This is a genomic window from Pseudoalteromonas rhizosphaerae (assembly GCF_902498845.1).
In the GTDB taxonomy this organism is placed as follows: Bacteria; Pseudomonadota; Gammaproteobacteria; order Enterobacterales; family Alteromonadaceae; genus Pseudoalteromonas; species Pseudoalteromonas rhizosphaerae.
Map to the genome: position 1 here is coordinate 40,136 of NZ_CABVLM010000004.1, position 12,551 is coordinate 52,686.

At 41.3% G+C, this 12,551-nt stretch carries 3 protein-coding genes; 1 reads left to right on the forward strand and 2 read right to left on the reverse strand.

The window, feature by feature from the left end:
- Positions 1-281 precede the first annotated feature (281 nt).
- Complete coding sequence (locus PSR9079_RS07395) at positions 282-878, reverse strand: LysE family translocator (RefSeq protein WP_149980972.1); 597 nt, start codon at positions 876-878, stop codon at positions 282-284.
- A 16-nt stretch (positions 879-894) separates the two neighbouring features.
- Entirely contained in the window at positions 895-1,716 is an 822-nt protein-coding gene (locus PSR9079_RS07400; protein ID WP_149980973.1) for an AraC family transcriptional regulator, read from the reverse strand.
- Between the two features lie 763 nt (positions 1,717-2,479).
- Here PSR9079_RS07400 and PSR9079_RS07405 point away from each other — a divergent pair.
- A complete protein-coding gene (locus PSR9079_RS07405; protein WP_149980974.1) occupies positions 2,480-12,550 on the forward strand; it encodes a non-ribosomal peptide synthetase/type I polyketide synthase in 10,071 nt (3,356 codons plus the stop codon).
- Position 12,551 lies beyond the last annotated feature (1 nt).

Sequence of the window (12,551 nt, forward strand, 5' to 3'; positions counted from 1 at the left end):
AAACTAATTCCTTTTATAGATTAGCTGAAGAGCTAAAGTAATCAAATAATATAAACGTATAACAGAGTTTTTAATAACCGTTATGCTTACTCTTAAAGGTTTAGTTGCAAGGTTGTAGTGTTAAAAATGTGAAATTGTCAGCAAGTAATCTTCAAGATGTTATTTTTAACAGCTAGAATTCAGTGGTGCGTTCATCAAAAGGTTTAGATTAAGCAGGTAGAGATTCAAGCAGGATAGTTAACTGTTTACTTCACTCATACTGAGTGAAGTAATAATCATAATTACTGTACTAATACGTGTGTGAGGGCTATATCAATGGCAACCACGACCAGCAAAACAGCCATGACTAAGTTAATTATTTTAAAGTATTTTGAGTTTGTCATATGTTTACCAATAGCATGGCCAGCTAATGAGTAACTCGCAGGAGCGCCAAACGCTAGTAATGCGAGGATACATGACCAAACGATGACTGCCATGCCTGATATATCCGCTGCTGGAAATTGAATGGTGGTGATGGGTAATGTCGCAGCCAGTGCTTTGGGATTAAGTAGCTGCATCCATAAGCCGTTACTAAATGACAGCGATTTTGTAGTGGTTTTTTGATTGTTAAAATTGACCTGTGTTTTAGCAATTCTAACCGCGATATATAGTATATATAAACAACCTGCAAAGCTTAAAACTGGTAATATTTTCGCCGGGATCAACTCTATACCCACATAGCCTAGGAATATAAATAAGATTAGCATCGCGGTGGCTACACCTGAGAAAAAGCCTAAATGTGCCGTGGTTTTATTATTGATGCCACTTTGTAAACCGAGCAGATTGATGGGTCCAGGGGTGTACATTATACCTATTGCATAAGCGAATATTTCTAACATTTTGATCCCTTATTGTTTAGAGCGAAAGTTGTAATTGGTATTGTTTAGGAGTTAAACCATAAATACGCTTGAAATGGCGATTTAAATGGCTGTTATCGGCAAAGCCCGAATCTAATGCGACCTGAGATGCTCGTGCGCCTGATTCGATATATTTTCGGGCCATATTTATCCGACAGTTCACCACATATTGATAAGGCGTTAGGCCAAACTGCTCATTAAACAGCCTAATGAAATGATATTTCGACATAGTAGCGACACCAGCGATATCATCAATTGAGATGTCATGACCTAAGTTCGCCATAATGTAGTCTTTTGCTTTAAGTAATAAAGTGTCTTTTCTTGAACTGAGCCCCAGCGGCTCTATGGCGCAGCCTGTCTGTTTGATGATTGAATGAGCAATATTAAACAGCGTGTTTTCGGTATCAATGGTTGTGTAATTGTTACCACTGATAAGTTGTTTGAGCGCTAAAATCTGCTGTGCTAATTGTGGGTCTGCCAGCAAAGGTGTAGCGACTCTTGGCGTTGCATGTTTGGTGTAACCCAATGCTTTAAACATTGGTTCAAATTCATTTGGGTGTACATAGAGCATAACGTATTCAAGATGTTCTGTTAAACCTGAGTGACCATCGTGAACGTCTTCTGGGTTAAATACTATTACTCCGCCAGTTGGACTTTTGTGAAAGGCTCTTTGACTAAAAAAATCTTGCCGACCTTTTAAGGTAACACCCAGTGAGTACTCTTCATGGGCGTGTTTTGAGTAGCTAAAGTCGGTCATCTTCGCATCAAGTAAAGTAAACTGGTTTAATGTTTTATCGTTGATGTACTGAAATTGATTCATTTGCTTCGCGCTCTTTGCTAATCACCTATTGCTTGAGTATAAGCAGATCGAAATATAAAAACTTGAACAAAATTGCGCGATTTAGCTGAGCGTTTGATATCTTATAAATGCTTGCCTCGCATCTACCCCCCGTGTATGTAGTCACGTAACTTGAAGATCCCGATAATACCCACGCAAAAAATGCTGAAAATAGCTCAAGTAGGTAAAGTGAATTTACTAATAAAGCTAATTGTTGCCTTAAATCAATCATCACTTTTGGGTTAATTGTTTTTTAATAAAACGTAATGTTTTGTAATATTTCTATAGGGTTTGATCAAGTAACATGAGTCTCAGCATAGAGGTTAATTAATAAATACGTCTTTAGGATGGTTTTGGTGTTAACTTGTAAATTATTGGCTTTATTAATGTTGGTCTAGTTTTTTTGTACTACTCTCTTAGTCGCAATATTAATTATTTTTATCACAGTAACTTTATTTGTTGGTATTTATATACCAAGTTTTAAATGAAAGTTATTGCAAAATTAAGGTGCAGTTGATTAGCGCAGCTGGTGGTTTTAGCGGTTAGTTTACCTTTAAGTTTCAATACGTTATTTATATTGTGCGGATTACAATATGTGCAATCGTTAAATAATGTTATGAGTCTATGTAATTGATTATATTTCAATTTTAGTGGTTTATACACTGAGGCAACCAAGCTGTAGAAGTGCAGAGCTTTATTTTGGCTTTGGTGTTGCAGTGAGCCGCAAACCAAAATAGGTCATGGAATGAATATAAATTTAGCGGCTAGGTTAGTTAAATTAGCTAACACGCGTGGTAGTGATACTGCATATCAATATTTTTATGACGATCAGCAACCTTGTAAAACACTCACTTATGCGCAGTTAGATGAACGTGCTAAGCAAATTGCTCGGCACTTGCAGGAGCATTTTTCGCAAGGGGATAGGGCGCTATTGCTATTTAATTCTGGTTTTGAATTTGTGGAGGCATTTTTTGCGTGTATGTACGCTGGCATTGTTGCTGTTCCAGTCTATCCTCCCAAAAAGAATCAAAATATTGACCGTTTAAGAACTATTGTTGTTGATGCTGGTGCGAAAGGTGCACTGACCACAGAAAAAATTAATGAAATAGCACGTCCATTATTTGAAGCTGAGCCTTTATTGGCTGATTTAGCTATTTTTACCACTGACGCTGAACCCACTTATCAAATTGATACTATAGATTTTCAGCACTGCGAAGTCGCAGCTGACGAATTAGCCTTTCTACAATATACATCTGGCTCAACGGGTGAGCCAAAAGGGGTAATGGTTAGCCAAGCCAATATTCTCGATAATCAAGAAATGATGAAGCAAGCCTTTGGTCATGATCACAGCACCGGTATTGTCAGCTGGTTACCGCACTTTCATGATATGGGTCTTATTTTTGGTATTTTGCATCCGATCTATATTGGTGCACCAGCGGCTTTGATGAATCCGACTTACTTTTTACAAAAGCCGTATCGCTGGCTCAAACTGTTAAGTGATACTAAAGCTGTAACCTCTAGTGCGCCTAACTTTGCTTATGATTTATGTGTCGATACGGTTAAAGATACTGATTTAAAAAACCTCGATTTATCACATTGGCGCTCTGCATTAAATGGTGCGGAGCCCGTTCGAGCGACGACGTTGGAGCGCTTTGTAGAGAAATTTAAAGGATGTGGTTTTCGCCGTGACAGTATTTCTCCTTGTTATGGTATGGCGGAAACAACTTTATTTGCAAGCGGTGGTAAATTATCACACTCGCCAACTGTGTTACGTCTTATCACTGCAGAATTACAAATAGGTAAAGTAACAAACGTAACGCATGGCGATGATGATTCATTTTGTGATTTACACACATCATCCGATAACTCGCCTTATTATGCGGTGTCGTGTGGCATTACGTGGCACAACCATACAATGGCCATTGTTAATACTGACACTAATAAACGCTGTGCTGATGGCGAAACCGGCGAAATTTGGATCAAAGGTGCAAGTGTTGCACAAGGTTATTGGGGAAAAACCGCATTAACAAAAGAAATATTTCAGGCCTATGTTGATGATAACGATGGCCCATACTTACGCACTGGCGACTTAGGCTTTGTATATCGCGATGAGTTGTTCGTCACTGGGCGCTCTAAAGATGTATTAATTTTTCGCGGTAAAAATTATTACCCACAAGATATTGAATTGACGGTAAGTAACGCAAATGCTGCACTTGATAATAACGGTGGTGCGGCATTTTCAATAATGTGCGAACAGCAAGAGCGACTTGTCATTGTGCAACAAGTAAAACGTACTGCGGTTCGTAAACTTGATCCTGAAGCGATATGTAAAGATGTGATCCAAGCGATTACAGAGCAGCATGGTATTACGCCCTATGATGTTGTACTGATAAAACCTGGGCGAGTATTAAAAACATCTAGCGGAAAAATTCAACGTCAAGAAAACAAACGTCATTACTTAGCGCAGCAGCTAACGCCACTTTATCAATTGCGTGGTTCTTTTGAGAGCGAAACGTTTGAGCCACAATCAGCAGATATATTCAGTAGCCACTGTGCACTTGAAGATGAACAACATGCAAATTTACTTCGCTTGTTGCAAAGCGTCGTTGCACAGGAAGTTGATATGGACCCGCAATCACTTGCTGTTGATGCTTCATTTCAATCTTTAGGAGTTGATTCAATGAAGGCGGTGCGTATTTCGGGTGAGTTAATGGAATTGCATGATATTGAGTTAGAGCCGACAGTTTTATATGACTATCCATCTATTTCAAAGCTTGCTAATTATTTATGGCAATTTGCTGCGATCCGAACCGCTGCTATATCATCAAATGCAGTCACTATGCCCGCGGCTATACCCACACTAAATGAAGCTGCTCCGTCTCTAAGGGACTGCACGGACAAAGACATTGCCATTATAGGGATGGCATGTCGTTACCCTGAAGCTGAAAGTATAGAGGCGTTTTGGCAGCTATTATGTAACCAACAAGATGCAATTGGACTGCCAAACGAAAGTCGCGGCATGTTATGCCCACATTTGGATAATACCCGTTTAGGTGGTTACATCAGTGACATTGAACAATTTGATGCAAATTTATTTGGTATTTCTCCAACCGAAGCTAAGCATATAGATCCTCAGCATCGATTATTGCTAGAAACCAGTTACCATGCCATTGAAGCCGCAGGTTATGCGCCGATGCAATTATCGGGTGCAAAAGTAGGGGTTTATATTGGTATCTCGCAAAATGATTACTTCTTACTTTCTCAGCAATATGAAAAGCAAAATGCTTATTTAGGTACTGGTACTGCGCTGAGTATTGCGGCTAATCGGTTATCGTATTATTACAATTTCAGCGGGCCAAGTGTTGCAGTTGATACAGCATGCTCATCTTCGTTAGTTGCATTGCATTTAGCCATGCAAAGTATTCACTGTGGTGAAATAGCCCAAGCTTTGGTAGGCGGGGTGAATTTGATCCTCAGTGATGAGGTAACGAACGCCTGTGAAAACGCGCAAATGCTTGCAAAAGATGGCCGTTGTAAAACGTTTTCAGACTCCGCAGATGGCTATGTACGAAGTGAAGGGGTGGGATGTTTATTATTAAAGTCGTTAGCGCAGGCAGTACAGGATAACGACCCTATTTACGGGGTACTAAAAGGCAGTGCAGTCAATCAAGATGGCCGCAGTAATGGCATTACAGCACCTAATGGCTTGTCACAGCAAAGTGTTATTAAGTCGGCGTTAGCTAATGCACAAATTGCAGCAGATGACGTGCAATATGTTGAAGCCCATGGCACTGGTACAGAGCTGGGTGATCCAATAGAAGTATCGGCGCTGAGTAAAGTATATAGGCCACAAACATTAGCTGAGCCACTTACTGTGGGCGCTGTGAAAGCGAATATTGGCCATTTGGAATCGGGTGCAGGCATTGCTGGTGTGATCAAAACCATGTTATGCATGCAGCATAAAAAAATACCCGGCCAAGCTCATGCTAAAGAGCTTAACAAACACATTGCTTGGCATAAAATTGCGTTAAAAATTAATCGTGATTTACAGCCGTGGCCTGTTGGTTCAGACAATGGTTGTATTGCTGGTGTTAGCTCGTTTGGTTTTGGTGGCACCAATGCACATATTATCTGTGCGAGTGCACCTCAACGTGCGGTCGATACCATTGATTTAGCCTCGCAAACGGGATTTTACCTGTTACCGTTATCAGCTAAAACTCCAGATGCGTTAGCCAATTTACTGACGCGTTATGAAACGAGATTAAAGAGTTTATCTGATAATGAATTTGATGCGCTGATCTACACAGCAGCACACCTGACTAAGTTTAAAGAAGCAAAACGTGCCGTATGCGGCGAAGATCGTGCAGGTTTATTACGTGCGATGCGTGGCTTAAATACAACCTCACATTTAAGTGCGGCTGAAAATGATAAAGCTGCGACAAATTATGAGTTAGTAATGCTATTTACTGGTCAGGGCTCGCAATATCCGGCAATGGCAAAACAATTGTATGATACGCAAATTGTATTTAAAAACGCGATTGATGAATGTGATCATTTACTTGGCGATAGACTCGGCGAGTCATTGCTAACGGTTCTGTATCAGCAAAGCCATAAACAGTTTTTAGAACAAACTAACTGGACTCAAGTCGGCTTATTTGCGGTTGAGTATGCTACGGCCAAATTAATGATCCACTTTGGCGCCACTCCTAAGCTGTTATTAGGTCACAGTGTTGGGGAGTATGCAGCGGCATGCATTGCTCAGGTGTTTTCGTTAGCTGATGCTATTTTATTGATAGCTGCGCGTGGCCAACTCATGCATGAACTTGCTGATAATGGGGGCATGTTTGCAGTGCGTTGTAGTGAGCAAGTTGCCCAGCAAGTCATTACAAAATGCCATGATAATGGCAAGACTCAAATTGCAATTTCAGCCTATCATGGTGCTTCTGGCGTGGTGTTCTCAGGCGAAAACTCAGCGCTTGAGATTGCCATTGAGTTATTAAAAGAACAAAATCTGACGATTAAACAGCTCAACACAGCACGTGCTTTTCATTCACCACTTATGGATCCGATGCTTGATGATTTTGCTGCTATAGCAGCGCAAGTAAACTATAGAAAACCTTGTTATCCCTTGTTGTCGTCGGTGACTGGCCAGCTAGAAACTGACGCCTTAGCAACACCTCAATACTGGATCGAGCAGATCACTAAACCTGTTCGCATTGATTTATGCGTGAGCGAGTTAGATAAACGTGAGCATTTGTGCGCGGTAGAAGTTGGACCAAAACCTGTTTTGATGGTGTTATTGCAAGAAAACTTGCCCCATTTAGATGCTGAATATTTACCTATATTGCACAGTCAAGGTGCTGATAAAGCACGTTTAGCAACCAGTTTAGGGCGTATTTTTGAACTAGGCATTGAGCTAAATTGGGCGCATATTTATCCACAAATAAATATTCAAAAACAGCCGTTACCCGCTTATCCGTTTGCAAAAAATGTACATTGGATAGTGCCAACAGCAAAGCAACCAGCGCTAAAAAGTACTGCAATGCAGGAAAATATGCAGGCCAATAAATCGATAACAAACATAAACCAAGTTGTTGCACGAACTGAGCTTATTCGTGACATCGTACTCTCTAATCTTGCAAATTTATTATCATTACCAGTTGATGCTATAAAAACGAATGTTCCCTTACTTGAAATGGGGGTTGATTCATTAATGATAATGCAAGCCGTACGCACCTATGAAAGAGAATTTGGCTTAGAGTTTAGCGTACGCCAGTTTTACGAAGAACTAAGCACAGTGGATAGTTTATTGGATTATATTGCGCAACATAGTGACTTTTACCCACACACTGAAGATGCCCAGTTAACCTCGGATATTGCAATTATAGAGCAGAATAACCCTTCGTACTCTGATACAACAACTTCTTCAGCCAATATGGGGTTTGATCAACAGACTATCATGGCAATTTGCCAGCAGCAGCTGCAAGCTGCCGCGAGTGTAACTAATGATTTTGGCCGTCAAAGTATTGCTGCGGTGACAGCGCAACAATTACGTTTTCTACAAGGCAGTGCTATAACCTCCACGGCAAGTGTAACGCCAGACAATATGCCTCAGCAGCAAGTAAAAACAGTTGCAATGCCCGTAAATAAACGCGCCACAGAACTTCCTGCATCGCAAAGTAGACAATTACACATGCAGCATCAGTCACCCGCTATGCAGCAGCATTTTGAACAACTAAAAGCTGATTATTGCGCAAAAACCAGCGCATCGAAAAAGCTGGTTGCTCAACATCGTGGCAACTTAGCTGATTGCAGAGCCTCAGCGGGGTTTAGGTTATCAAGCAAGGAAATGCTTTATCCGATTTATGCAGACCACTGCGAGCAAGCCAGATTATGGGATATAGACGGCAATGAATACATTGATATTACAATGGATTTTGGAGTTAATTTATTTGGCCATAAAGCCGAATTTGTGACTGATGCCTTAGCGCAACAAGTAGATCAAGGTATTCAATTAGGCTTAGCCAGTCCTTTAGCGTGTGAAGTGGCTGCTTTGATCAGCGAATTAACTGGTTTGGCGCGTGTGACGTTTTGTAATTCAGGCACCGAGGCGGTCATGACCGCACTGCGCTTAGCACGCAATTATACAAAACGTGACAAAATTGTGCAGTTTAGTGGGGCATACCATGGTCATTATGATGGTACTTTGGCGCACTCTGTGGGCCAAGGAGACATCGAGCCTATGTGCGCAGGTGTTCGCCAAGGCGCAGTTAATGACAACTTAGTATTAGATTACGGTAGCGCGCAGGCGCTGGAAATTATTCGTGCAAATGCACATACAATTGCTGCGGTATTGGTTGAACCGGTTCAAAGCAGATACCCAGAAATACAACCGTGGGAATTTTTAAAAGAGCTCAGAGCAATAACCGCAGAGCATGGAATAGCACTGATTTTTGATGAGATGATCACCGGCTTTCGTGCTCACCCAGGCGGCGTACAGGGATTAGTGGGGATCCAAGCTGATATGGCAACCTATGGCAAAATTGTTGGTGGAGGGTTACCAATCGGGGTTGTTGCCGGCAGTGCCGATTACTTAGACGGTATTGATGGTGGTGTATGGCAATATGGTGATCAGTCTTATCCACAAGCAGATACGACTTTTTTTGCTGGAACATTTTGTAAACACCCAATGGCAATGGCCAGTGCAAAAGCGGTTTTAAGCGAAATTAAACGCCAAGGACCACAGTTACAACAAAGGCTAAGTGATAAAACCAGTTATCTGAAAACAACCCTTAATCGCTTTTTTGCTGATGCAATGATCCCTATTCAAATTGAAGCTTTTAGCTCTTTATTTCGTTTTAGATTTAGCCAAAATCTAGATATGTTTTTTTATGAAATGCTTAATCGTGGCATCTTTATTTGGGAAGGACGTAACTGCTTTTTATCAGCAGCTCATACAGATGCAGATATAGAGATCATTATTACCGCAGTTAAAGACAGTGCCTTGAGCTTAAAGGCGGCAGGTTATTTTGGTAGTGACCGTGATGATAAAATGAGCTTGGCCACCTTAGCGGCGACATTTCCATTGACCGAGGCGCAGCAGCAATTACTTGCCTTAGCGTCAAAGTCACCTGAGGGGGCTTTTGCGTATCACTTACAAGCCGTACTTAAATTAACAGGTCAGTTAGATATAAGTCGCTTAGTTACCGCAGTTGATAAAACAGTACGCGAGTGCACTATTTTACAGTATGCAATTGATAGCGATACGCTTTGCCATAGGTTAGTGGCTGAGCATCGTCCTCAATTGTTAGTTATTAATCTACAACACTCAGATAATAATATCGCTGTAGCAACTCAGTTGCAGGAGTTACGTTACCATGCTTTTGATTTTAATAATGAAGTTGCATGTCGCTTTGCGCTACTAAGAGAAAATGATAATACTGCTTACTTAAGTGTGGTTACGCATCATTTACTCTGTGATGGCGTATCGTTGCAGATTATTTTGAGTAAAGTTGCCCAACACTATAACAACACCCAGCACTATAAAAACACAACAGAGGCGTTGGCAGCACCGGTAGACTTTAGTGCATATGTTAAAGCACTTGACCACTATAAAGAGTCTGCTAATTACCAGCAAGATAAGGCATTTTGGTTGGCACAACTAGCGCCAAGTATGCCGTTGCAACTACCAACAAACACTGCGATTGCAACGACAACGAACTATGCAGTATCGGTATTGACTGTTGAGCTTAATGAGCACACCAAAGGAAATATTGCTGATCTGGCTAAACAGCAGGGCTGCGGTCAATTTGCCACTTTATTGGGGTTATATATAGCGTGGTTAAGTAAGCTTAGCCAGCAGTCAATGATCACCGTTGGGATCCCTTGCTCTGATCGACAATTACTCCCTCAAGCTGATAGCGCAGAATCTTCCGATAGCGAATTAGTCGGTTATTGCACGAATATTTTACCAATTTGCATTGATGTTACAAACATCAGCAGTGTTCGAGAGTTAATCAAAACAGTGCAATCTGAATTATTAACTGCATTTGAACATCAACATTTCCCTTATTCAGCGTTAGCAAATGAATCGCTTAATTTACCTAATACTTTATTTAATTTAGATAAAGTTACTGCCTTACCGGCATTTACTGAATTGCAATTAAATACCATGCCAAGCAACACCAGTTATAGCCAATTCCAATTAAGTTGTAACTTAACTCAGTTTGCTAACAGTTGGTCACTCACCCTTGAATATCAACAAGATAAATTTACATATGAACAGGTAAATCATTGGTTATCTGGGTTAATAGGGTTGTTTAGCAACGCTGTTGGGACAGACGAACTAAACAGTGCGAACTGTTCATTGTTAGATGATTTACAAATAGCGACACTGGTTACTGAACAATGTGAGCGTGTTGATAAACAACTTTGTGTCGATTCTTGTATCGTTTCATTTGAATATGCTGCGACTCAATACCCTGACAATATTGCTATTACCTGTGATGGCCAAAGCCTTAACTATTCACAGTTAAATCAACGAGTAAATACCTTTGCCCATTATCTTATTGAGCAAGGTATTGGGGGCGGCAGCTTAGTCGCAATTGCACTACCAAGGCGTGCGGAGCTGATTATTAGCTTATTAGCGGTATTAAAAACGGGGGCTGCATTTTTGCCACTCGATATTACTTTTCCGCAAGCACGCATTGAATATATTCTGGCTGATGCACAAGCTGATTTACTGTTGTGTGACAGTTTTAGTGATAGTAGCCCAATTATTGCGAGCAACAAATTGCCCGTATTAGATATTGATACTGTGGTACTTACAGGCTTGCAAAGCAGTAATCCAGATCGCGTTATTGCTCCTTTATCAACCGCTTATGTTATATATACATCGGGCTCAACGGGGCAACCTAAAGGTGTGGAAATTAATCACCAAGGGCTGCAAAACCTGTTGCTCGCTATGACGGTACAGCCTGGAATAGAGCCAACCGATTGCTTGTTGGCAGTTACCACTATTGCATTTGATATCGCGATGTTAGAGCTGTTTTCGCCCTTAATTGTTGGGGCTAATGTACTGCTTGCGAGTGAGCAAACATGCAGTGACCCATATGCAATTACCGATCTAATAGCACATTTCCCAGTGTCTATTATGCAAGCGACTCCGACGTTATGGCGATTAATAATAAATGCAGCACCTGATTGTTTAGCTGGTATCAAGGTCTTGTGTGGTGGCGAACCGCTTGATCCAGCACTTGCTCAGGCGGTGCTGTCGCAGCAGGGGGATTTATGGAATATGTATGGTCCAACCGAAACCACCATTTGGTCTGCAATTAGCCATATTCAGCACAGTGATGATATTACGATAGGTTCAGCAATTGCTAATACGAGCTTGTATGTTATGGCTGAGGATGCACAAAGTCCATGTTTACCTCTACCTATTGGCGTGTGGGGGGAGTTATGGATCGGTGGTTTAGGATTAGCGACTGGCTACTTACAGCAACCAGCACTCACAGCTGAACGTTTTGTTAGTCATGTTTTTAATGGTCAATCGCATCAGCGTTTGTATAAAACTGGCGACCGTGCAAGGCGTTTACTCGATGGCCGTATTGAACTACAAGGGCGGTTAGATCAACAAGTTAAACTAAACGGGCATCGTATTGAATTAAGTGAAATTGAACACCACCTGCGCTTGTTATTTGCGAACCAAGATGTACGTGTTTTTATCAAACCAAACAATCACGACCAGCCGAGTTTATGTGCTTATAGCCTTGAGGACGACAGTTTGGAAAGTGTTTGGAGTGTGAGTGAATTACGTCGTGTGCTATCACAATCATTGCCAAGTTATATGGTGCCAGAATCAATCTGTTGGTTAACGCAGTGGCCAACCACACCAAATGGAAAATTAGACACGAAAGCATTACCGCTTCCGACTGCGGCTATGCAATCGGCAATAGTACGTATTGCCCCCAGCTGCGCGACTGAAACGAGCTTACTGCAACATTATTTAGCATTACTTAAGGTTGCAGTGTTAGGTACCCAAGAAAGTTTCTTTGATTGTGGTGGTAACTCTGTACTCGCTATGCAGCTTGTGTCACGAATTAATCTGCAATTTAAAGTACGGGTGACGGTAGGCGATATTTTTGACTACCCTAGCGTGGCGCAATTAGCGCTACGAATTGACGATTTATTATCAGCGCGAGCAGCAAGTACCGAGCAAAGTCAGCCTCAGGTTACTGTTGTGAGCGATATAGTGAGCGGCCGTGATATTAGTAAAGCCCTTGATGATAGCAGCATGACTGAAATGGACTTGTAAC